19 protein-coding genes and 1 pseudogene are annotated in these 20,650 nt (G+C 65.2%); 4 read left to right on the forward strand and 16 right to left on the reverse strand.

The features are described 5' to 3' along the window. The first annotated feature begins 45 nt into the window (after nt 1-45). Nucleotides 46-2,181, forward strand: a complete 2,136-nt coding sequence (locus ACUYMZ_RS04360) for an amylo-alpha-1,6-glucosidase (RefSeq protein ID WP_481602219.1) — start codon at nt 46-48, stop codon at nt 2,179-2,181. Here the strand turns inward: ACUYMZ_RS04360 and ACUYMZ_RS04365 are convergent, their stop codons facing one another. The 5 genes from ACUYMZ_RS04365 to ACUYMZ_RS04385 form a co-directional block, all read right to left on the reverse strand. After that, the gene (locus ACUYMZ_RS04365; protein ID WP_426005883.1) at nt 2,182-2,712 is read right to left on the reverse strand and encodes a GNAT family N-acetyltransferase; all 531 of its coding nucleotides are present in this window, start codon (nt 2,710-2,712) and stop codon (nt 2,182-2,184) included. It abuts the gene before it with no gap. Between the two features lie 75 nt (nt 2,713-2,787). Then, nucleotides 2,788-3,180 (reverse strand): universal stress protein, encoded by a 393-nt coding sequence (locus ACUYMZ_RS04370; protein ID WP_481602220.1) that lies wholly within the window; start codon nt 3,178-3,180, stop codon nt 2,788-2,790. Further along, nucleotides 3,177-4,715, reverse strand: coding sequence for a tripartite tricarboxylate transporter permease (locus ACUYMZ_RS04375; protein WP_426005886.1), 1,539 nt, complete (start codon nt 4,713-4,715; stop codon nt 3,177-3,179). The genes ACUYMZ_RS04370 and ACUYMZ_RS04375 overlap by 4 nt, the downstream gene beginning before the upstream one ends. Then, entirely contained in the window at nt 4,715-5,218 is a 504-nt protein-coding gene (locus tag ACUYMZ_RS04380) for a tripartite tricarboxylate transporter TctB family protein (RefSeq protein ID WP_426005887.1), read from the reverse strand. Before ACUYMZ_RS04380 ends, ACUYMZ_RS04375 begins: the two co-directional genes overlap by 1 nt. Further along, nucleotides 5,215-6,222 carry a Bug family tripartite tricarboxylate transporter substrate binding protein gene (locus ACUYMZ_RS04385; protein ID WP_481602221.1) on the reverse strand — a complete coding sequence of 336 codons (1,008 nt, stop codon included), beginning with the start codon at nt 6,220-6,222 and terminating at the stop codon, nt 5,215-5,217. Before ACUYMZ_RS04385 ends, ACUYMZ_RS04380 begins: the two co-directional genes overlap by 4 nt. Before the next feature lie 255 nt (nt 6,223-6,477). Here ACUYMZ_RS04385 and ACUYMZ_RS04390 point away from each other — a divergent pair. Next, nucleotides 6,478-8,054: pseudogene (locus tag ACUYMZ_RS04390) on the forward strand (sensor histidine kinase). After that, nucleotides 8,051-8,719, forward strand: coding sequence for a response regulator (locus tag ACUYMZ_RS04395; RefSeq protein ID WP_426005889.1), 669 nt, complete (start codon nt 8,051-8,053; stop codon nt 8,717-8,719). The pseudogene ACUYMZ_RS04390 and the gene ACUYMZ_RS04395 overlap by 4 nt, the downstream one beginning before the upstream one ends. Here ACUYMZ_RS04395 and ACUYMZ_RS04400 read toward each other — a convergent pair. Continuing rightward, on the reverse strand, nt 8,698-9,621 hold the full coding sequence (locus tag ACUYMZ_RS04400; RefSeq protein WP_426005890.1) for a LysR family transcriptional regulator: 924 nt from the start codon (nt 9,619-9,621) through the stop codon (nt 8,698-8,700). The genes ACUYMZ_RS04395 and ACUYMZ_RS04400 overlap by 22 nt on opposite strands. A 101-nt stretch (nt 9,622-9,722) precedes the next feature. On the opposite strand from ACUYMZ_RS04400, the gene ACUYMZ_RS04405 reads away from it, so the two are divergent. Continuing rightward, nucleotides 9,723-10,784, forward strand: a complete 1,062-nt coding sequence (locus ACUYMZ_RS04405) for a YeiH family protein (protein ID WP_481602222.1) — start codon at nt 9,723-9,725, stop codon at nt 10,782-10,784. Between the two features lie 18 nt (nt 10,785-10,802). On the opposite strand, the gene ACUYMZ_RS04410 is transcribed toward ACUYMZ_RS04405, so the two are convergent. From ACUYMZ_RS04410 to ACUYMZ_RS04455, 10 genes are all read right to left on the reverse strand, one after another. Continuing rightward, nucleotides 10,803-11,279, reverse strand: coding sequence for a heme-degrading domain-containing protein (locus tag ACUYMZ_RS04410; protein WP_426005892.1), 477 nt, complete (start codon nt 11,277-11,279; stop codon nt 10,803-10,805). After that, entirely contained in the window at nt 11,276-12,274 is a 999-nt protein-coding gene (locus tag ACUYMZ_RS04415) for a Gfo/Idh/MocA family protein (RefSeq protein ID WP_481602223.1), read from the reverse strand. The genes ACUYMZ_RS04410 and ACUYMZ_RS04415 overlap by 4 nt, the downstream gene beginning before the upstream one ends. 4 nt (nt 12,275-12,278) lie before the next feature. After that, the gene (locus ACUYMZ_RS04420; RefSeq protein WP_481602224.1) at nt 12,279-13,163 is read right to left on the reverse strand and encodes a TolB family protein; all 885 of its coding nucleotides are present in this window, start codon (nt 13,161-13,163) and stop codon (nt 12,279-12,281) included. Nucleotides 13,164-13,175: 12 nt separating this feature from the next. Beyond that, entirely contained in the window at nt 13,176-14,177 is a 1,002-nt protein-coding gene (locus tag ACUYMZ_RS04425; protein WP_481602225.1) for a sugar phosphate isomerase/epimerase family protein, read from the reverse strand. 1 nt (nt 14,178) lies between these two features. Continuing rightward, nucleotides 14,179-15,375 carry a Gfo/Idh/MocA family protein gene (locus ACUYMZ_RS04430; RefSeq protein WP_481602226.1) on the reverse strand — a complete coding sequence of 399 codons (1,197 nt, stop codon included), beginning with the start codon at nt 15,373-15,375 and terminating at the stop codon, nt 14,179-14,181. Between the two features lie 32 nt (nt 15,376-15,407). After that, a complete protein-coding gene (locus ACUYMZ_RS04435; protein WP_481602227.1) occupies nt 15,408-16,529 on the reverse strand; it encodes a Gfo/Idh/MocA family protein in 1,122 nt (373 codons plus the stop codon). Next, nucleotides 16,526-17,302 (reverse strand): sugar phosphate isomerase/epimerase family protein, encoded by a 777-nt coding sequence (locus ACUYMZ_RS04440; protein WP_481602228.1) that lies wholly within the window; start codon nt 17,300-17,302, stop codon nt 16,526-16,528. The genes ACUYMZ_RS04435 and ACUYMZ_RS04440 overlap by 4 nt, the downstream gene beginning before the upstream one ends. Before the next feature lie 80 nt (nt 17,303-17,382). After that, the gene (locus tag ACUYMZ_RS04445; protein ID WP_442424897.1) at nt 17,383-18,222 is read right to left on the reverse strand and encodes a carbohydrate ABC transporter permease; all 840 of its coding nucleotides are present in this window, start codon (nt 18,220-18,222) and stop codon (nt 17,383-17,385) included. Beyond that, entirely contained in the window at nt 18,215-19,228 is a 1,014-nt protein-coding gene (locus ACUYMZ_RS04450) for a carbohydrate ABC transporter permease (RefSeq protein WP_426005901.1), read from the reverse strand. Before ACUYMZ_RS04450 ends, ACUYMZ_RS04445 begins: the two co-directional genes overlap by 8 nt. A 63-nt stretch (nt 19,229-19,291) precedes the next feature. Next, nucleotides 19,292-20,617: an ABC transporter substrate-binding protein gene (locus ACUYMZ_RS04455; protein WP_481602229.1), complete on the reverse strand. Its 1,326-nt coding sequence runs from the start codon at nt 20,615-20,617 to the stop codon at nt 19,292-19,294. Nucleotides 20,618-20,650 lie beyond the last annotated feature (33 nt).

The following is a 20,650-nucleotide window of genomic DNA, read 5'->3' on the forward strand; positions in this document are numbered from 1 at the left end:
GACGGCCGTACCATCCCGGGATCCCATGGAGGAGGCCTGACGGCCATGACAGCTTGGAACGCCGACACCGAAGCCGGTGCCTCGGAACTGGGTGCCGTAACCGTCGTCGAAGGCTCTTCCTTTTGTATCTCCTCACACTCGGGTGACGTCCACGGTGGCGGCTCCCAAGGGGCTTATTACCAGGACACCCGGATCGTCTCCATGTGGGTCCTGCGGGTTAACGGTGCACTGAGGGAACCATTGGTCGCCAGGAATCCCACGGCTTTCCAGGCCGAGTACGTGGGCCGGGCGTGCTCCTCGGACGGGCGCTTCGATAGTCCCTTGGTGGTCAGGCACCAGAGGCATGTGGGCGCCGGACTCCGGGACGATCTGACCATCAGGAACTACTCCGGCCAGCCTGCACCCTGCGAGATCGAACTGCTGGTGGATGCGGACCTGGCAGACCTCTTCGACGTCAAGGGCGGACGGTCCGGCCGTGCGGGTGCAGTGACCAGGACAGCACATAAACGCGAGCTCCATCTCGAGGCCATCCACCCCAACGGCGAACGGCGCGGGGTGGCGTTCCGGGCATCGGGTGCCAGGGCCACGGAAAAAGGGCTCACCTTCCACATCACCATCCCACCCCGCAGCCAGTGGAGTACCAGTGTTGTGGCTGTTCCCCTGGTCAACGGCAAACGACCGGACGAGCCATTCACTGAAACCACGCCCCTGCACCACACCACCGGTGCCCGGAGGCACATCGCCTGGACCGAACACGTGCCCAGGATCGAGGTTACGGACCGCAACGTGGACCAGACCCTGGAACGGAGCCAAAGCGACCTCGGTTCCCTTCGGATCTTCGACCCGAACCACCCCGGGCGGGCAGCCGTCGCTGCCGGCGCGCCGTGGTTCATGGCCCTGTTCGGGCGGGATTCCATCCTGGCCTCCTACATGTCCCTCATGGTGGACCCCGGGCTCGCGGCCGGAACGCTGCAGACGCTCGCGGCACTGCAGGGCACCACCGTGGACGTTGACTCTGAAGAGGAACCCGGCCGGATGCCGCACGAAGTCCGCCTGGGAGTCACAGCCGGGCTATCCCTCGGCGGCACCGCGTATTACGGAACCGCCGACGCGACACCGCTTTTCGTCTCCCTGCTGGGCGAGCTCAGCCGATGGGGCCTGGGCTCGGACATCATTGAATCCCTGCTTCCCCACGCCGATCGCGCCCTGGCCTGGATCGAAGAGTTCGGTGACCGCGACGGAGACGGTTTTGTGGAATACCAGCGGCCCAACACCCACGGACTGGTCAACCAGGGGTGGAAGGACTCGTGGGACGGCATCAACTTCGCTGACGGCACCATGGCCGGGACGCCGATCGCCCTGTGCGAAGTCCAGGCCTACTCCTACGCGGCTTACGTAGCACGCTCGCTGCTGGCGCGCGCGGCAGGTGATTCCGCCGTCGAACGCCGTTGCGCTGACCGGGCCGAGTCGCTTAAGGAGGCCTTCAACAAAAGCTTCTGGCTTCCGGACAAGGGTTACTTCGCCCTGGCGCTGGACAAGGACAAACGGCCCGTGGATTCCTGTACATCCAACATGGGGCACTGCCTGTGGGTGGGCATCGTTGACGAGGACAAGGCAGGACTGGTGGCCGAACGGCTGATGTCGCCGGAGATGTTCACAGGGTGGGGGATCCGGACGCTTGGTTCGGACATGGGAGCCTATAACCCCGTCAGTTACCACAACGGTTCCGTCTGGCCGCACGATACGGCGCTCGCCGCCACGGGACTCATGCGGTACGGCTTCGTCAAGGAAGCCAGCCGGGTAGCGCGCGGATTGTTCGACGCCGCCGAGCACTTCGGCGGCCAACTCCCGGAGCTGTTCTGCGGCTTTGACCGTGACGACTTTTCGGCGCCGGTACCGTATCCGACGGCGTGTTCCCCGCAGGCGTGGGCGGCTGCGGCGCCGATCCAGCTCGCCAGGATCCTGCTGAGGTTCGATCCCGATTTCACCCGGAACGTCCTGCATCTCGCGCCGATCCTGCCGGATTCACTGGGGGAGTTCCAAGCGGAGAACGTGCTGCTGGGCAAGTCGCGGATCACGGTGCAGGCGTCGGGTTCCTCGGGGACGGTGACCAACCTGCCCGAGGGGCTCCAGTTGCGGAGCGACCCGCGGCCGCCGTTGACGGGAGACATGTTCGGCTAGTCAGAGTGCGTACTCCATCACAAAGTCGTGCTCCACGGAATCGCCGAGCTTGAAGGACTTGGTGCCCACCCGCTGGAAGCCAGACTTCTCGTAGAACCTGATGGCCTTCGCGTTCTCGCTGTTCACGCCAAGCCAGACGCCGGCCGCACCCTTGTCCGCCGCGTCGGCCAGGGAGGCCCTCATCAGGCGTGACGCTGCACCCTGGCCATGGTGGTCGGGGTGCACGTAGCACTTGCTGAGTTCGGTTGATGGCAGGGCCGAAAGGACCGCGGCGACGTCCGGGTCGCCTGCCGGTTTGGCGATCAGCATGGTGTAGCCGTTGAGCTGCCCGCCGTCGTCGAGCACCAGGATGGTGATATTCGCGTCGGTGAGGTAACCGGCAAAGCTGGCCTCGCTGAGGTTCTTTTCGAGATGGGCCTGGATGTCGTCCGGCGAGGCGCCGGGAGGGCAGGCCAAGGGGAACGTGACGGCGGCCAGCTCCGCCAGCTTTCCGGCGTCGTCCGCTCTTGCCGTGCGGATGGTTTCGGTCATGTGGGTCCCCCTGGGGTTGAAACGGAAAATGCCCTCAAGAACGCATCCTAAGGGCATTTTCCGTGCGGGGAGTCCTTAGTCGGCCTTGACCGCCAGGACCGGGCAGTCCGCTTCAAGCAGGATTCTTTGCGAAACGCTGCCCATGATGAGCTTGCCCACCGGGCTGCGGCGGCGGAGGCCGATCACGATGAGCTCGGCATGGTGTTCGTCTGCCGCATCAAGGACTTCGGCGGCGGCGTCGTGGCCACGGACCGGCTGTTTGATGATGTGCTGGATGGCGTGGTTTGCCAGGCGCTCTTCGATGTTCTGGATGTCCGGTTCCTGGGCGTACCGGTTGTCCACCAGGGCGTCGCCTTTGGACGAGTTGATGACCAAGAGGGTGGCATTGTTCTTCTTGGCCTCGGCGATGGCCTGGGTGAGTGCCGCCTCGCCTTCCGGGGTTGGGACGTATCCCACCACTATGGTCATGGGTTCTCCTGTTTCTGGGGCTCGGGATGGTTGTTCGGGGTGTGGAGGGCGGGACGGTTGCGCCGGATCATCTTGAAGACCAGCGGCCACGCCAGGACGAGGGCCACGATGATGTAAACCACGACGGCGATCGGCTCGCTGAAGAGCCCGGCGGGGTCGCCCGCGCTCAGCTGCAGGGTCTTCCGGAGTTGGCCCTCGATGCGCGGGCCGAGGATCACGCCGAGGATGAGTGGCAGGACGGGAAGGCCGAACCGCCGCATCATGAAGCCCAGTGCGCCCAGGACCAAGAGGATCACCAGGTCGAAGGCCTGCAGATTGACCGAGTAGGCGCCCAGGGTGGCAAAGAAGAGGATGCCCGCATAAAGGTAGGGCCTGGGGAGCTGGAGCAGCTTGGCCCATACGGGAGCCAGCGGCAGGTTGATCAGGAGCAGCAGCAGGTTGCCGATGAACAGGCTTGCGATCAGCGCCCATACCAGGGGGCCCTCGCTGGAGAACAGCTGCGGTCCGGGCTGGATGCCGTAGGTGGTGAACGCTGCGAGCATGACGGCGGCCGTTGCGTTGGTGGGCAGGCCGAGGGCCAGCATGGGGGTCAGGGTCCCCGCCGCTGCGGCGTTGTTGGCAGCTTCCGGCCCGGCGACACCCTCAATGGCCCCCTTGCCGAACTCCTCCGGGTGCTTGGAGAGACGCTTCTCCGTGACGTAGGAGAGGAACGTGGGAATCTCGGCCCCGCCGGCGGGAAGGGCACCGAACGGGAACCCGAAGGCTGTGCCACGGAGCCATGGCTTCCACGAACGCCCCCAGTCCTTGCGGCCCATCCAGGGGCGGCCGACGGGGATGACGTGGAGCGGGGTCCGGCGAAGATGCGCCGCGACCCAGAGTGCTTCACCCACCGCGAAGATCGCCACGGCGACCACCACGATGTCCAGGCCGTCTGCCAGGAGCGGCTGGCCGAAAGTCAGCCGGCGCTGCCCGGTGACGGAGTCGATGCCCACCAGTCCGATGGCCAGGCCAAGCGCCAAGGAGGCGAAGCCACGCAGGCGCGAGGAGCCAAGTACGGCCGTGACAGCCAGCAAGGCAAGGACCATGATCGCGAAGTAACTGGGCGCGCCCAGGCTGACGGCGAACTCCACCACCACGGGCGCGAAAACAGCCAGGAGGGCAGTGCCTATGGTGCCGGCTACGAACGAACCGATGGCCGCCGTCGCGAGCGCTTGGGCTGCACGCCCGGCCTTGGCCATCTTGTTGCCTTCGATCGCCGTCACCACTGACGACGATTCACCGGGTGTGTTGAGCAGAATCGACGTGGTGGAACCGCCGAACATGCCGCCGTAGTAGATGCCGGCGAACATGATGAACGCACTGGTGGGCTCCAGGGCGTAGGTGACCGGCAGCAGCAGGGCCACGGTCATGGCCGGGCCCAGTCCGGGGAGAACGCCCACGGCTGTGCCAAGGAGCACGCCAATGACGGCGAACATGAGGTTCATGGGGGTGAGGGCGGTGGCGAACCCGTCCATCAGTGAGGACCAGACGTCCATTAGAGGATTCCTTCCAGGAGCCCGGCCGGCAGGGCGATGCCCAGGCCGAGGTAGAAGCCGTAGAAGGTCAGCAAGGAGAGGGCAATCGAGATGAGCCCGTCACGGATGTAGCGGCGGCTGCCCAGAGCGAGCACGCTGCCCCAGAACAGGACCGTTCCGGAAATGACCCACCCGGCCCAATCGATCAGCAGGATGTTGAGGATGAACGCGCCGGCCAGGGGCAGGACGGTCTTCCAGTCCGCGGGGTGTGCCAGGTCCACGTCCTCGCCGCCTTCGGCTTCCCCCTTGCCGCCGCGGAGGACGTTGATGGCCAGCAGGACTGCGCACACGATCAAGAGGCCGGCAACGATGAAGGGAACGGTCTTTGGACCTACAGGGTCCGACTTCGAATACGGGGTGACCAGGCCGTTGGCGTCAAGGAAGACAAGGACGCCGGCCGCGCCGAGCAGGAGGGAAACCCCCAGCTCGGCGCGGCCTTTCAGGCCTGTTGCTGCAGTGCTCACGCCAACCCAAGCTTGGTGAGCACGTCCGCCACCCGCTTGTCCTGCTCGGTCAGGAAGGTCTGGAATTCGTCACCGGTGATGAAGGCATCGGTCCAGCTGTGGGTCTTCAGGGCTTCCTTCCAACCGGCGGACTCGTGCATCTTCTCCAGGGCCGCGATCAGGGACTTCTTGTCATCGTCACTGATGCCCGGAGGGGCCACGATTCCGCGCCAGTTGGTGAACACGAGGTCGATGTTGGATTCCTTCAGCGTGGGGGCATCCACGCCTTCCAGCCGGTTCTCGCCGCTGGTGGCCAGCACACGGACTTCACCGGACTTGATCTGCTGCAGGTATTCACCGGCGCCCGAAGCTGCGAAGCCGAGTTTGTTGCCGAGAATGGCGGGGAGCAGGTCCCCACCGCCGTCGTAGGAAACGAAGTTCACTTTGGTGGCATCGATGCCCACGGCACCTGCAAGCTGCATGGGCAGGAGGTGGTCCGGGCCGCCCGGGGAGGAACCGCCACCCACGGAGATGGACGCGGGGTCGGCCTTCCATGCCTTCACCAGGTCATCGATGGTCTTGTAGGGGGAGTCCTTGCTGACCATGATGGCGCCGGGTTCTTCGATGAGCCGTGCCAGCGGGGTGGTCTCGGTCAGCTTGGATTCGGACTTGTTGGTGTAGCTGGCCCCCACCACGCCAAGGCCCATCAGCATGGTGAGGTCGCCGTTGCCCTTTTCATTGACAACACGCGCCAGTCCAACAGTGCCGCCGGCTCCGGCAAGGTTGAAGACCTCGGTGTTGGTGGAGATCTTCTCGTCATCGAGGACCTTGGCCGCGGCACGCGCCGTGGTGTCGTACCCGCCACCGGGCGTGTTGGGGACCATGATCTGGAGGCCGGTGACCGGGCCGGCCGCGCCGGTGCTTTCGGAACCGGTGGAGTTCTTGCCGGTGGCACCGCAGCCGGTGGCCATCAGGGCGATGCCGGCGGCGACGGCGGCAAGGCGCAATGCGCGGATCTGGCGCATGGTGTTCCTCTTCTCAACGATGAAAATTAGGTGCAGGGCGGACATCGGTGTGCCCCGTGAATCGATGCTAGGTCCGCAGGTGACAGGGATCACTCTTGTGTTCGCAGTGATCGTTAAGTTCATTGCGTTCACCAGCAGGCAGCGAATGGTGACGCCTGGGGTATAGTTCCGGTACTCCTGCCGGACAACACCCAGCCCCTGTCCAGGCCCGGGAGCCACCCAAAAAGGATCCATGCCGTGACTCGACGAAGAGGGATGTCCCTGGCGGGGCAGTACCTTGTCCTGCAGTTGCTGATCGTCCTGGCCGTTCTTGTGGCAGTCGTCGCCATCTCGCTGGCGCAGTCAGCGGCAACGTTCGAGCGGACCGAAGGCCGCAGGGCCTTGTCCGCCGCCGAAGCCCTGGCCAGCAACCCCACAGTGCGCGCGCTCCTGCCCGCCGCCGAGCCGCGCGCCGGTTCAGCCCTCCCTGCCGTGGCTGAATCGGTCAGGACCGTCTCCGGGTCGTCGCATGTTGCGCTCGCCAAGCTGGACGGCACCGTGGTCGCCGCCTCTGATCCCGGAATCCTGGGCAAGCCCCTGCCCCTTGGCGACAGCCGCGTGGGCGAGGGGCGGGCCTGGACGGGAGTCGTCGGCAGTGGCGGAGCCGCTGTACTCTCAGCCCACGTGCCCGTGCTGGACGACTCCGGGACCATGATCGGCATCGCCGCCATCAGCCGGAACTACCCATCCACCATCGAACGCCTGGGTGACGCTGTTCCCAACCTCCTGACCTATCTGGGGGTGGCAAGCGTTCTGGGAGTTGCAGGGGCATTCCTGCTGTCCCGCCGGGTAAAGCGCCAAACACTGGGCATGGAACCGCACGAAATCACCGGTTTGGTGGAGAACCGCGAAGCCATGCTGCAGGGGCTGAAGGAAGGCGTGGTTGCCTTGGATCCCCACGAACGCATCACCGTAGCCAACCACAGCGCCCGGCAGTTGTTGGGCCTTCCGGAGGACTGCGTGGGGCGGAAGATCCGGTCCCTGCACGTAGACCCGGCGCTTAAGACCGTACTCACCCGCGACCAGGACACCCCGGACCAGTTGGTGCTGGTGGGGGACCGGCTGGTGGTCATGAACCGGGTGGCGCTCCGCTCCCATGACCGTGACATCGGCTCCGTCACCACGCTGAGGGACCGCACCGAGCTCTCATCCCTGGAACGTGAACTCGGCGCCACCCGCACCGTCACGGACACCCTCCGAGCCCAGGCCCACGAGTTCGCCAACCAGTTGCACGTGATTTCCGGCCTGATCCAGCTTGAGGATTATGATTCCGTGGTCCAGTTCGTCAACGGCGTCACGGTGGACCGTACGCGCCTCAACGACGACGTCACCAGGCGTATCGAAGACCCGGCGCTCGCCGCCCTCCTCATCGCCAAAGCCAGCCTCGCCGCCGAACGCGGCGTTGAGCTGAAGCTGGATCCGGTTGCTGCGCTGCCGCGCGTTCAGGAGGAACTTTCCCGCGACCTCACCACCGTGGTGGGGAACCTCGTGGACAACGCGTTCGACGCCGTCACCGGCCTTCCGGGGGCAACGGTCAGCGTGCTGGTGGCTGATGGAGACAACGAGGTAACCGTCAGTGTCCGGGACAACGGACCGGGGGTCCCGGACACCGACGTCGAGGAGATTTTCCGGCAGGGGTTCTCCACCAAGGAGCGCGCACCAGGGGATGCCCGTGGTTTCGGCCTGGCACTGTCCCGGGTCATTTGCCGGCGCTCCGGAGGCGACCTCACGGTGGCCAATGACCAGGGGCAGTATTTACAGCGACGTTCAGCAAAGGGGCAGGAAAGCCGTGATCAAGGTCCTGATTGTCGATGACGACTTCATGGTGGCCAAAGTGCACGCCGGTTTCATTCAGCGCACGGAAGGGTTCGGCGTTGTGGGGGTGGCCCACACGGGAGCGCAGGCGCTGGAAGAGACCCGGCGCCTGCAGCCGGACCTGGTGCTGCTGGACATCCACCTGCCGGACATTAATGGGCTTGACCTGATGCACCGCTTGCGGGAGGTGGCACCGGAACTGGATGTCCTGGTGATCAGCGCCGCGCGGGAGGTGGAGACAGTCCGCAAGGCCCTGCGCGGCGGGATCGTGCACTACCTGATCAAGCCGTTCTCCCAGGCAGACCTCCAGGAACGGCTGAACCACTATCTCAGCGCCTATCAGGGCCTGGACGCTTCCAAGGACGTGGCTGAGCAAACGGATGTGAATCGGGTGTTCGGGCTGGGCAGCACCGGGCGTTCCCTGCCCAAGGGCTGCAGCGTGGAGACCCTCGAGCGGGTCCAGGCAACGCTCCGTTCCGCCAGCGGCGACCTCTCGGCCGCGGAAGTCGCCGAACAGCTGGGCACGTCACGGGTGAGTGCCCGCCGATACCTTGAGTACCTCCACGACGAAGGTGCCGTGGACGTGAAGTTGAAGTACGGCGTCGGGCGTCCTGAAAGGCGCTATGTGCTCAAGCCGCGGTGAAGCCGCTCGCCCGCCTTCGCGATCCGGATCAATTCGGCGGCGCTTCCTTCAGGCCTCCGCGCGGGCAGCCAGACGGCGCGAAGCGACCGCGTGAGGTCCAGGCCCTGGACGGGTACGGCGATGAGTTGGCCGGTGGCCAGTTCTGCGGTCACGGCAAGCTCGCTCAGCACCGCCACGGCAGCACCTTCAATGGCGGCCGCTTTGACGGCAACGGTGCTGGCCAGTTCCATCCGTGCCTCATGCAGCGGGGCGCCCGAACGCTCAAGGGCCCTGACCAGGGTGTCGCGGGTTCCCGAGCCGACTTCCCGAAGGGCCAGGTCGGAGGCGATCAATTCGTCCGGCTGGACGGGGACCCGCCGCCGTGCCCAAGGGTGCGTTGTCCCCACCACCACAACCAGTTCGTCGCGGGCCACGGTGGTTGAAGCAACAGTCCGCGGCAACACCGGAGTCTCGACGAAGCCCAGGGGAACTTTCCCGGCGGCCACCTGCTCCAGGACCTCGCCGGAGTTTCCCACCGCGAGGCTGACATGCAGGTCCGTGTGTGTCCGGCGGAAACGGGCCAGCCAACGTGGAGCCAGGTATTCCGCAATGGTCAGGCTGGCCGCAACCGTCAGGTGCGCCGCCCGTTCCTCGGCAAGCGAGCGGGCTCCCAGGATCATCCGGTCCATTGCGCCGAGTGCCTCACGGGCCCACGCCGTGACAACCTCGCCCTCATTGGTGACGCGGGAACCGGCAGGAGTACGGACCACCAGGGTCAGGCCCAGTTGCCGCTCAAGCCGTGCCAATGCGCGGCTGGCGTTGGGTTGGGCCATGCCCACACGGCGGGCGGCAGCGCCGACCGACCCCGTTTCTGCCACCAGGACCAGGATTTCCAAGGCGGTGAGGTCTGGTCGGCTGCTCATGCGTGGACGATATGCCTCAGAGTCAGCTCATGTCAATTAGGCATGGGTTCAGGCTGAAACGACGGCTACCGCGGGCCGCGGATTCGGGGGATCGTGGAAGTATGACCACAACCAGGGCAACCGCCCAAGCCGAACCGGGGCTGTCTGCTGCCATCCGGTGTCGTGACCGCCTCCGCGCCCTGGCGCCCGGGCTAGCCGCATGTGCGGTGGCGGTGGCGTTGGCTTTCGGCATTCACGCCCTGTTGCCGTCGCTTCCGGCCATGACCCTTGCCGTGGTCCTGGGGATTGCCGCCGCCAACGTGCCCGGAACTGCAGCTTGGGTTGGCGGTGCCTGGCAGCCGGGTCTCCGCTTTGCCGGTAAGCACCTGATGCGGGCCGGCATCGTCCTGCTGGGGCTCAAGCTAAGCCTGGGGGACATCGCCGCCTTGGGCTGGCAGGCCTTGGGGCTCATCGTGGCGGTAGTGCTGCTCGCTTTCGCCGGCACGTATGCCTTGGGCAAGCTGTTCAAGCTCCCTGGCGATGCTCCGCTGCTCATCGCCACGGGGTTTTCGATTTGTGGTGCCTCGGCCATCGGGGCCATGGCGGCTGTCCGGGGAACAAAGCACCAGGACACCGTCCTGCCGGTTGCCCTCGTAACGCTCTGCGGAACCTTGGCCATCGGCACCTTGCCCCTGCTCATGCATCCGCTGGGCCTGGACACGGTGACGTTCGGGCGATGGGTGGGAGCATCGGTCCATGATGTGGGGCAAGTGGTGGCCGCAGCCCAGACTGCCGGAACCGTGGCCCTCGGCGCTGCCGTGGTCATCAAGCTCACTCGGGTGGTCCTCCTGGCGCCGATCGTTGCCTCGGCAGGGCTGTGGCAACGGTTTCAGCGCGTTCGCGGATCAGGGGGTCCGGGGACGTTCCCGCCCATTGTTCCCGTGTTCGTGGTGGGATTCCTGGCCATGATCGTGCTCCGCACCCTGGGCTGGGCTCCGCCCCCTGTCCTGGTCCTTGGCGGCTTGGCGCAGGAGATCGCCCTGGGTGCAGCCCTGTTCGGCCTGGGCTCCGCGGTCCGGGTACGTGAACTCCTGCACGCCGGACCACGGTCGCTCGTGATGGCCTTGTGTGCTTGGGCGTTGATCGCGGCCCTCGGCCTGGGGGCGGCGTGGATGATGGCCTAGGACCCGTTCTTGTGGGGGTTACGCCCCGACTGTCTTCAGGTAGTTCCTGATGCCGTCCACTACCAACCGGTGGTCCTCGTCGGAGGCCAGGCCGGAAGCGGTGATCGCGCCGACCACCCCGGCGCCCCGGACCCGGAGAGGGAAAGAGCCCCCGGCGAGCGTGTAGTCGTCATGGTTGAGCCAGCCACCGCCGAGCGGATTGTGGCCGAGAGCGGAGAACTGCTCGGACAGGAACGCGGTGCTGTGCTCAAACCTGAGTACCGAATTGGACTTTCGCCGGATCCATTCCTCCTGGTCGGACGTGGCGCCGGGAAGCACGCAGCGGAAGAGGACGATGTTGTGGCGGCGGATGTCTACTGCCACCCCAAAGCCCTCGGCGATCGCGTGGTTGGCGATCAACGACCCCAGCCGCCAGGCGTCATGGTGATCGAACGAAGCGAAAACCAGTTCTTCCTCCTGCTGCCGCAACTCCTGCAGGCGTGGTGAATCGCTCATGCTCGATCAGCCCCGTAGCCCAGCCCGATCTGCTGGCGGATCTCATCCATGGCGGCCATGATGGCAACGCTCTCGGACGGCGGAAGGATGGTTCCCATGGTTTCGCCGGACTTCACCAGGCGCTCCACCTCGGCGGCCTGGAACTGCATGCCCCGGCTGCCGACGGGTTCATCGAAACGCTCCAGGACCGTGCCATCCGTGGCAAACACAGTGAACGGGACGGGGTTGTACCAGGTATGTTCGATATCGATCCACCCCTCGCTGCCGATCACCAGGGCCCGGTTGGCGCTCGCCACATCCAGTTCGCAATCCACCACGGCCTGGGCGCCGTCGTCGTAGTCGAAAATAGCGGCAGTCTGCCGGTCCACGCCGGTGGCCGTCATCGACGCGCTCGCCCGGATGGACGAAGGAGCACCGAGGAGGTCGAACGCGAAGGAGATGGGGTAGATGCCAAGGTCCAGCAGTGCGCCGCCACCGAGGGCGGGGTCGTTGAGCCGGTGCGCGGGGTCCTTGGGCAGGCTTTGATTGTGGCTGGCAATGACTTTGCGGACCTCGCCGATGGTCCCGGCCGCGATGATTTCGCGGATGCGGACCATGTGGGGCAGGAACCGCGTCCACATGGCTTCCAGCGCCACGAGCCCCTTGCCAGCGGCCGCCTCGGTCACCTCCCGCGCCTCCCTGGCGTTCATGGTGAACGACTTCTCCACCAGCACGTGCTTGCCCGCATTCAAAGCCAGGAGAGCATTTGCGTGGTGCATGGGGTGCGGGGTGGCGATGTAGATGACGTCCACATCGGGATCAGCCGCGAGGTCCTCGTAGCTGCCGTGGGCGGTCGCGATGCCGTGGTGTTCAGCGAAGGCCTTGGACGAGTCCAGCGACCGTGAGCCGACGGCTCGGACGGTAAACCCGTTCTCACGGAGGTCCCGGGTTTGGAGGTCCGCAATGAACCCCGTTCCAAGGATTCCCCAGCGAATGGTTCCATCAGAAAGTGACACGTGTTCAGTCCTCCGTTTGGGTAGCCGGCGGGTACGCCACGTACGCGAAATGCTCCGAGTCCGGCGACCAACTGTTGACGTTGAGCGTACCTTGGCCGCCGAACAGCGGCCATGTGTGCAGCGGAGTTTTCCAGTCACCTGTGGAGACGAGTACGACGGCGACCGGCAGGTCTGCGGGGTGGCCCTGCGTTCCGCTGGGGAACCGGATGTAGGAGGCGTACTGCCCGTCCGGGGAAAGATGGGGGAACCAGTCCACCGTTTTGGATTCGAGGAGTTGCTCGAAGCCGGTCCCGTCCACCCGGACGCGGGCGAGTTGGGCATGGCCGGGCTCGGTGCTGAAGGATTCCGTGTTCAGGTACAGCCACTTCCCGTCGGGCGAATATTCCGGCCCGTCGCAGTGGCCCTCTCCAACGTTGACGCGGGCGGGAGCACCGCCGTCGGACGCTATGGTCATGAGGCGGCCCGGTTGCCTGAAGTCCCCGCCCCCGATTCCCACGTACGCCAACTCCGCCCCGTCCGGGCTGACACCGTGGAGGAAATGGAAGGAACCGTCATCCGGGGTGATGCGCTGGGCATGGCCGCCGGTGAGTGGAGCCCTGTAGATGTGGCCGTCGTTGGCGGAGAGGAAGATGCTTTCGCCGTCGGGCGCGAGGACGTGATCGTTGTTCAGGTCCGGGATGCCGCCGAGGGGGATTTCGATCAGGGTGCCGGAAGCCATGTCCAACTGCCAAAGTTTCCCGTCCCCGTTGAGGATCAGGGACCGGCCATCCAGAGTCCAGTTGGGGGCTTCCAGGAGGATGCGGTGGGTGCTGTAAAGCAGCGTGGATTCGCCGGTCACCGACGCGATCCGCACCTGGCACTGTTGACCGGTTTGCAGGGTGCGGATCACGTCGGACGGCTCCTAGTCTTTGCTGCTGAAGGCGGCGTCGAAGCTGGTTTGGGAGGCGGGGAAGTTGAACTTCTTGAGCGCTTTGAGGGCTTCGGGGGCGCCGTGGAGGCGGTCCATCCCGGCGTCTTCCCATTCGACGGAGATGGGGCCGTTGTAGCCGATCGCGGACAGGGCGCGAAAGGACGCTTCCCAGGGCACGTCGCCGCGTCCGGCGGAGACGAAGTCCCAGCCGCGGCGTGGGTCGCCCCAGGCAAGGTGGGAGCCGAGGACGGTGTTGCGGCCGGTTTGGCGGACCTTGGTGTCCTTGCAGTCCACATGGTAGATCCGGTCCTTGAAGTCCCAGATGAAGGACACGGGGTCGATTCCCTGCCACATCATGTGGGAGGGGTCCCAGTTCAGGCCGAACGCTTCGCGGTGGCCGATCGCCTCCAGCGTGCGGACGGTGGTCCAGTAGTCGTAGGCGATCTCGGACGGGTGGACTTCGTGGGCGAACCGGACACCGTTTTCGTCGAAGACGTCCAGGATGGGGTTCCACCGGTCGGCGAAGTCCTGGTAACCGGCGTCGATGACCTTCTCGGGGACGGGCGGGAACATGGCCACGTATTGCCAGATGGAGGAGCCGGTGAAGCCGACCACGGTGTCCACGCCGAGGGCCTTGGCGAGGCGGGCGGTGTGTTTCATTTCCTCGGCAGCGCGTTGCCGGACGCCTTCGGGGTCGCCGTCGCCCCACACTTTGGAGCCGACGATGGCTTCGTGGCGGAAGTCGATGGGGTCATCGCAGACGGCCTGGCCTTTGAGGTGGTTGGAGATGGCCCAGACTTTGAGGTTGTACTTGTCCAGGAGTTCGAGTTTGGACTCGACGTAGCCGGGTTCGTCCCAGCGCCAGGCGTCGAGGTGGTCTCCGGAGACGGCGATTTCCAGGCCGTCGTAGCCCCAGCCCGAGGCGAGCTTGGCGACTTCCTCGAGGGGGAGGTCGGCCCACTGGCCGGTGAACAGGGTGTACGGGCGGGGCATGTCAGGCTCCTTCGGTTGCGCGTGCGGATTCGTTGGTGTTGGACAGTTGAATCAGTGAGCTCTTGGCGGCCGCGGACTCTTCGATGGCGGCCAGGATGTGCTGGACGTTGAGGCCTTCCTCGAAGGATGGCGATGGCTCGCTGCCCTCGCTGATGGCCTGCAGGAAGTCCCGGATCTGGTGGGTGAAGGTGTGTTCCCAGCCGATGATGTGACCCTGCGGCCACCAGGCCTCGAGGTACGGGTGCTCGGGTTCGTTGACCAGGATCCGGCGGAAGCCCTGTTCCCGGACCGGGACGGTGACGTCCAGGAAGCCGAGCTCGTTCAGCGCTTCCAGGTCGAACAGGATCGTGCCCTTGTCGCCGTAGATTTCGAGCTTGAGGGAGTTCTTCTGCCCCGTGGCTACGCGGGAGACTTCCACCGAGGCGATTGCTCCGGAGGTGAGGGTCAGCGTGGCCCAGGCGGCGTCGTCGACCGTTACTTGTTCCGGGCCGTCCGCCCCGGGGCGGTGGTCTACGAAGGTGTGCAGGCGGCCGGTGACCTCGGTGACGTCCTCGCCCAGGAGGAAGAGGACCTGGTCGATGGCGTGGGAGGCGATGTCGCCGAGGGCGCCGGAGCCGGCGGTTTCCTTCCGTAGCCGCCAGGTCATGGGGGACCGGGCGTCTGAGAGCCAGTCCTGCAGGTACGCGGCCCGGACGTGGCGGACGGTGCCGAGCCGGCCCTCGGCGATGAGCTCCTTGGCGAGGGCGAGTGCGGGGACGCGGCGGTAGTTGAAACCGATCATGGACTGGACGCCGAGCTTGCGTGCTTTGGCTGCAGCAGCAGTCATGGCTTCGGCCTCGGCGAGGGTGTTGGCCAGTGGTTTCTCCACCAGCACGTGCTTGCCGGCTTCCAGCGCTGCGATGGCGATTTCTGCGTGCATCCAGCCCGGTGCGCAGATATCGATGATGTCGATGTCTTCCCGGTCGATGACATCGCGCCAGTCCGTGGCGGACTCGGCCCAGCCGTACTTGGCGGCCGCTTCGGCCACCTGGACGGGGTCGCGGCCCACGAGCACTGCCTGTTCCACAGCCGGGACGTCGAAGAAACTGGCCACGTTCCGCCACGCATTCGAGTGGGCCTTCCCCATGAAGGCGTAGCCGATCGCTGCCACCCGCAAAGGGGCGGCCGGCTGTCGGGACGAGTGGGTGGGGGTGGTCATGGTCTGGGTCCTCGCTGATTCTTCAGGGGTCGTTAAAGCGTGGCTGTTGTGGGGTTCCAGTCCTCGGGAAGTGTTGCCGAGGAGGGGGCGTTGCTGGCGACTTCCACAAAGGTGCCCGATTCCACGGACTCGGCAATCGAGACCATGGTGTCCAGCACGTGGTACGCGAGCTCACCGGTGGCACGGTGGGGTTCTCCGGAGCGGAGGGAACGGGCCATGTCCAGCACACCCATGCCGCGGCCGTTGGCCGGGCCGGTGGCCGGGATGATTTCCGGTTCTTCTGCTCCGGGGCGCCAGAGCTTGAGGTCGCCGTCGAAGTAGTTCGGATCCGGCAGGGAAAGGGTCGCCTCCGAACCGGTGATTTCCACGAATCCCATCCGCTGGCGCGGGGACTCGAAGGAGAAGACGCTGTGGCTGGACTGCCCGCCTTCGAACTGCGCCATCGCGGACACATGCGTGGGCACCTCGACGGCGAACTCCTCACCTGCCTTGGGCCCGGAACCGATGACGCGGGTCGCCTTGGCCGCTGACCCGACCGCGGCCACCTTCCGCACCGATCCGAAGGTCTGCACCAGGGCGGTCAAATAGTACGGCCCCATGTCGAACAACGGACCCGCGCCGTGCTGGAACAGGAACGCCGGATTCGGATGCCAGCTTTCCGGCCCGGGGGTCTGGAACGTGGTCATCCCGGTCAGCGGCGCGCCGATGTCGCCACGTTCGATGATCCGGCGCGCGGTCTGCAAGCCCGCGCCCAGGAACGTATCCGGCGCCGTACCCAGGCGGATACCTGCCGCGTCCGCGGCCTTGAGCAGCCCCAGGCCGGATTCGCGGTCCAGGGAGATCGGCTTCTCCGTCCAGACATGCTTGCCGGCCTTGACTGCGGCCGTCGCGACCTCCACGTGCGCCGCCGGGATGGTCAGGTTGACGATGATTTCGACGTCGGGATGGTTCAGCGCCAGCTCAGGGGCGCCGAACTCCGCGATGCCGTATTCCTTGGCCCGCGCCTCGGCGGCCTCAACGAACAGGTCGGCGATGACATGGACCGTCAGGTCCGGGAACGTGGTGAGGTTATCAAGGTACTGCTTGGAGATATTGCCCGCGCCGATGACGGCAACGCCCACCGGGCCCTTGCGTGTGGATGGTGTGGTGGTCATGCCCGTGCCTCCCCGGAAGCGGTTCCTTCCGCGGCCTGTACGCTGGCTGCGGCCGTCAGGAACCTGAGGCTCTCGGCGATGCCTTCAAAGACGTCCCCCGAGTAGTCGTCGAACTCAACAACTCCCACTTCCAGGGAGGTGGCCGCAGCGATCACATCCAGCACGGGGATGGTTCCCTTTCCGGCCGGCTGCTGGGCCTTGGTATCCGTGGTGGCGGGTCCGTCCTTGATGTGGATGAGCCGCACCCGGTCACCCAGGCGGGTCAACAGTTCAACGGGGTCCTGCCCGCCGACGGCTACCCAATAGGTATCCACTTCCAGGACCACTTCGGGGTCCAGGAGGGTTTCGAAGTACTCCAGGGCGGTTTGTCCCTCGATGGTTGACTCCAGCTCCCAGGCGTGGTTGTGGTACCCCACGCGGATGCCGTATTCGGCGCCCTTCTTTGCGGCGGCGTTGAGCTTGGCCGCGGTGGACCGGATGTCTCCGGCGTCCTGCCAGTGCTCTGCCGGAAGGAATGGATCGATCACCGTGGTGATGCCCAGCTCTTTGGCGGCCGCGAAGATCTCATCCGGGTCCTGGCTGAGCAGCGGCGCGTGGCCGGAAGGGGCGGTGATGCCGTTCCCCTTCAGGGCCGCACCCAGCTCCGGCGCGAGGGCCACGAAGTTGTACGGCTCAACCTGGGTATAACCGATGTCTGCGACCCGCCGGATGGTGCCGGGCAGGTCTTCGGCAATCGCTTCCCTCAGGGTGTAGAGCTGGAGTGAGTAGGACATGGGATTCCTTCCACGTAGCGCATCGTTGACAGTGATGCTGGACTGGTCAGGTTGCTGTGGTTCGTCACTTAACAGTCAACCTACTTCACTGCCCCGGAGGACAGGCCTGCCACCAAATGTTTTTGGACCAGGATGAAACCAATCAGCACGGGAAGGCTGACCACCACGGAGGCAGCCATGAGCTGGTTCCAGAAAACGTCCGACTCGCTGGCATAGGCCTTGAGCCCCAAGGACAGTGTCTTGGTGGCTTCGTTCGTCAGGACCGAGGCGAACAGCACTTCGCCCCACGCCGAGATGAACGAGTACACGGCCACGGCGATGATGCCGGGTTTGGCTACCGGCAGGATGACCCGGAACAGTGCACCCATCCGGCCGGTGCCGTCAATCATCGACGCCTCTTCCAACTCCTTGGGAATGGAGGCGAAATATCCGCTCAGCATCCAGATCGCGAAAGGCAGCGTGAACGTCATGTAGGTGATGATGAGCCCCAGGTAGGAGCCCTGCAGCTGGAGGCCGGTCATGTTCCGGATCTGCGTGAAAATCAGGTACAGCGGCAGGAGGAACAGGATACCGGGGAACATCTGCGTGGAGAGGACCGTCAAGCTGAAGACACGCTTGCCCTTGAACGGCAGGCGGGCGATCGCGTAGGCGGCCAGGACGGCGACAGTCACGGAACAGGCGGTGGCGCAGATCGTGATGATGAGGCTGTTCTGGAAGTACTTCGCCAGGGGAACCGTGGTCCATATATCCAGGTACGGGGCCAGGGTGATCTCGCGCGGAATCCACTGGAAGAGTCCGGCGACGTCCTTGAGCGGCTTGATCGAGGTGGACACCACTACATAGAGGGGGATTGCCACCCAGAGGGAGAGGATGGTCAGGACGATATTGCGCAGGATCCGGAATTTGCGGGTCTCAATCATTGTCGGCTCCCTTGGGCAGGACCATGCGGATGTAGAAGGCGGATGCGATGAACAGGGCAATCAGCAGCAGGACGCTCATGGCGCCGCCCAGGCCGAAGTTCCAGCTTCCAAAGGAGTTCTGGTAGATCAGCGGCGAGATCAGCGTGGCTTCCTTGGGTGATGATGCGCCGAACAGGACAAAGGGGATGTTGAACTGGTTGAACGTCCACAGGGACATCACCATGAGCAGCACGCCGTTGGCCGGGCGGACCATGGGCAAGGTGATGCTCTTGAACTGCTGCCACAGGCTGGCACCGTCGATCGCCGCGGCCTCGTAGACGTCGTTGGGGACGTTTTGCAGGGCAGCCATCAGCATCAGGAACGCGAAGGGCCAGAGCTGCCACACGTTCACCACCACCATGGCGCCGAAGGAGTTCTCGCCCAGCAGCCAGAACGGGCGTTCGTCGCCGAACAGGCGGAAGGTGTCCACCAGGATCTGGTTCACTGCGCCGTCGCGCTGGTTGAACATGAAGGCCCAGGCAATGGTTCCCACATAGGCCGGAAGTGCGTACGGGACCAGGAAGAAGGTCCGCAGCAGTCCGCGGCCCTTGAAGTTGGAGGAAAGGAAGACCGCGCCGGCCATGCCGAGCACCCACGAGCAGCCAACCACCAGCACGGTGTAGCCCAGCGTGCGGCCTACCGTGCCGAAGAATGCCTGGCCGATGGTGCTGTCCGGATTCAGTCCGTTGATGAAGTTCTGCAGCCCTACGAAGGGGGCGTTGAGCCAGTTGGTCAGGTTGAGCTGGGTCAGGGAAATAAAGGCGATCCAGATGCCCAGGAGCATCGGTCCGATGTGGATCAGAAGTTCGAGGACCGCCGCGGGGGCGATCAGGCCGTAGGGGAGGAAGGAACGGCGGCGCTTGCGGACCACCGGTGTGCCGGCCGCCTTGGATGGGCCGGGCTCAGGATCGTGCGCAGCCGGGCTGCCTGCAGCGGCTGGTCCGCTGTCCAATGCTGAATGTGACATGGAAACTCCTTGGCCGGAGCGGGGGTGCCGTGTTCCGGTGGCACCCCCGCCCGCTGGGCCTGGTTACTGGGCCGCGGCCATCTGGTTGTTGGCGTCCTTGAGGGCCGCCCGGATGTCGTCCTCGGAAACAGTTCCGGTAGCGGCCTTGGCAAAGAGGTTCTTGATGGCCGTGCCGGTCAGGGTTTCCATCTGTCCCTCTTTGGCAATGAGGGGCATGGGCAGGGAGTGGTTGGCCAGCGCGTCGTTCTTGGCCTTGACTTCGTCGGTCTGGAAAGCGGCGTCTGTGGACGCAGCCGTCACCACCGGGAGGGAGGAGTAGGCCTTGTTGAGGGCTACCTGCTCTTCGTCGCTGGTAAGGAAGCCTGCCAGCTTGATGGCGTTCGCCTTGTTGTCGCTGTTCTTGAAGACGCTGAGGTTGATTCCGGCTACGTGGCTCTGCGTGGCCCGGTCGCCGGTGGCGTCGGCGGTCATCATCGGGACCGGAGCTACGCCCCAGTCCTTGAAATCGCGTGCAGCGAAATTCTTCAACGGGCTTTGGTCGAACATCATGGCGGCCTTGCCGTTGATGAGGTTGTCCACCTTTTGGCTGCCCTGGCTAAGTTCAGCGTCCGACGGCGACATCACCTTGTGCGTGGCCATCAGGTCCACGAACTGCTTGACGCCTTCAACCTGGGGGTCGCTGTCAAAGGTCGGCTTGCCTTCGGAGTCGAACAGGGTGCCGCCGTTCTGCAGGCCACGGACGAAGGCCTGGTGCGAGTTGGCGGACACCGAAGCGCCCGCCGCGGTGAAGCCCCACTGGTCCGGCTTGCCATCGCCGTTGGTGTCCTTGGTCAGCTTCTTGGCAGTCTCGACGAATTCGTCCCAGGTGGCGGGGGCCTTCTCGATGCCGGCTTCCTTGAACATCTTCGTGTTGTAGTACATGTTGTAGGCCAGGCCGTAGAGCGGGACCGACGTTGGGGTCTTGCCCTCGGCGCCACCGGTGGACCAGCTGGTCTTCAGGAAGCGGTCCTTGCCTCCCACGGCTTCCAGCAGTTCCCCTTCCACCGGCTCAAAGGCTCCGGTCTCCTGCAGCGTCACGGCCCATGTGTTGCCGATGTTGAGGACGTCCGGGCCATCGCCGCTGGTCACCGCGGTGAGGATGCGGTTGTAGAGGTCCGTCCAGCTGATCACTTCCAGCTGGACCTTGACGCCGGTCTTCTCGGTGAAGCGGTCCAGCGACGGCTTCAACTTGGCGGCGGTGTCGTCAAGGCTGTTGCCCTGGTCCGATGCCCAGTAGGTGATGGTGTCGCTGCTTGCCTGCGGGCTGCTGCCGCCGCCACAGGCACTGAGCGTGAGGGCCATGGCGGTTGTCGCAGCCAGGGCAGAGAGTACTTTCAAGGGATTTTTCATGGTGCTCCGGTTTTCTCGTCGTCGAGCTGGCAC

This window comes from Arthrobacter sp. T572, assembly GCF_056780115.1.

Bases quoted from the DNA above. Each gene is read 5' to 3' on its own strand.
- ACUYMZ_RS04360 (WP_481602219.1), top strand. From the start codon at position 46: ATGACAGCTTGGAACGCCGACACCGAAGCCGGTGCCTCGGAACTGGGT.
- ACUYMZ_RS04365 (WP_426005883.1), bottom strand. From the start codon at position 2,712: ATGACCGAAACCATCCGCACGGCAAGAGCGGACGACGCCGGAAAGCTG.
- ACUYMZ_RS04370 (WP_481602220.1), bottom strand. From the start codon at position 3,180: ATGACCATAGTGGTGGGATACGTCCCAACCCCGGAAGGCGAGGCGGCA.
- ACUYMZ_RS04375 (WP_426005886.1), bottom strand. From the start codon at position 4,715: ATGGACGTCTGGTCCTCACTGATGGACGGGTTCGCCACCGCCCTCACC.
- ACUYMZ_RS04385 (WP_481602221.1), bottom strand. From the start codon at position 6,222: ATGCGCCAGATCCGCGCATTGCGCCTTGCCGCCGTCGCCGCCGGCATC.
- ACUYMZ_RS04400 (WP_426005890.1), bottom strand. From the start codon at position 9,621: ATGAGCAGCCGACCAGACCTCACCGCCTTGGAAATCCTGGTCCTGGTG.
- ACUYMZ_RS04405 (WP_481602222.1), top strand. From the start codon at position 9,723: ATGACCACAACCAGGGCAACCGCCCAAGCCGAACCGGGGCTGTCTGCT.
- ACUYMZ_RS04410 (WP_426005892.1), bottom strand. From the start codon at position 11,279: ATGAGCGATTCACCACGCCTGCAGGAGTTGCGGCAGCAGGAGGAAGAA.
- ACUYMZ_RS04425 (WP_481602225.1), bottom strand. From the start codon at position 14,177: ATGCCCCGCCCGTACACCCTGTTCACCGGCCAGTGGGCCGACCTCCCC.
- ACUYMZ_RS04430 (WP_481602226.1), bottom strand. From the start codon at position 15,375: ATGACCACCCCCACCCACTCGTCCCGACAGCCGGCCGCCCCTTTGCGG.
- ACUYMZ_RS04435 (WP_481602227.1), bottom strand. From the start codon at position 16,529: ATGACCACCACACCATCCACACGCAAGGGCCCGGTGGGCGTTGCCGTC.
- ACUYMZ_RS04440 (WP_481602228.1), bottom strand. From the start codon at position 17,302: ATGTCCTACTCACTCCAGCTCTACACCCTGAGGGAAGCGATTGCCGAA.
- ACUYMZ_RS04445 (WP_442424897.1), bottom strand. From the start codon at position 18,222: ATGATTGAGACCCGCAAATTCCGGATCCTGCGCAATATCGTCCTGACC.
- ACUYMZ_RS04450 (WP_426005901.1), bottom strand. From the start codon at position 19,228: ATGTCACATTCAGCATTGGACAGCGGACCAGCCGCTGCAGGCAGCCCG.
- ACUYMZ_RS04455 (WP_481602229.1), bottom strand. From the start codon at position 20,617: ATGAAAAATCCCTTGAAAGTACTCTCTGCCCTGGCTGCGACAACCGCC.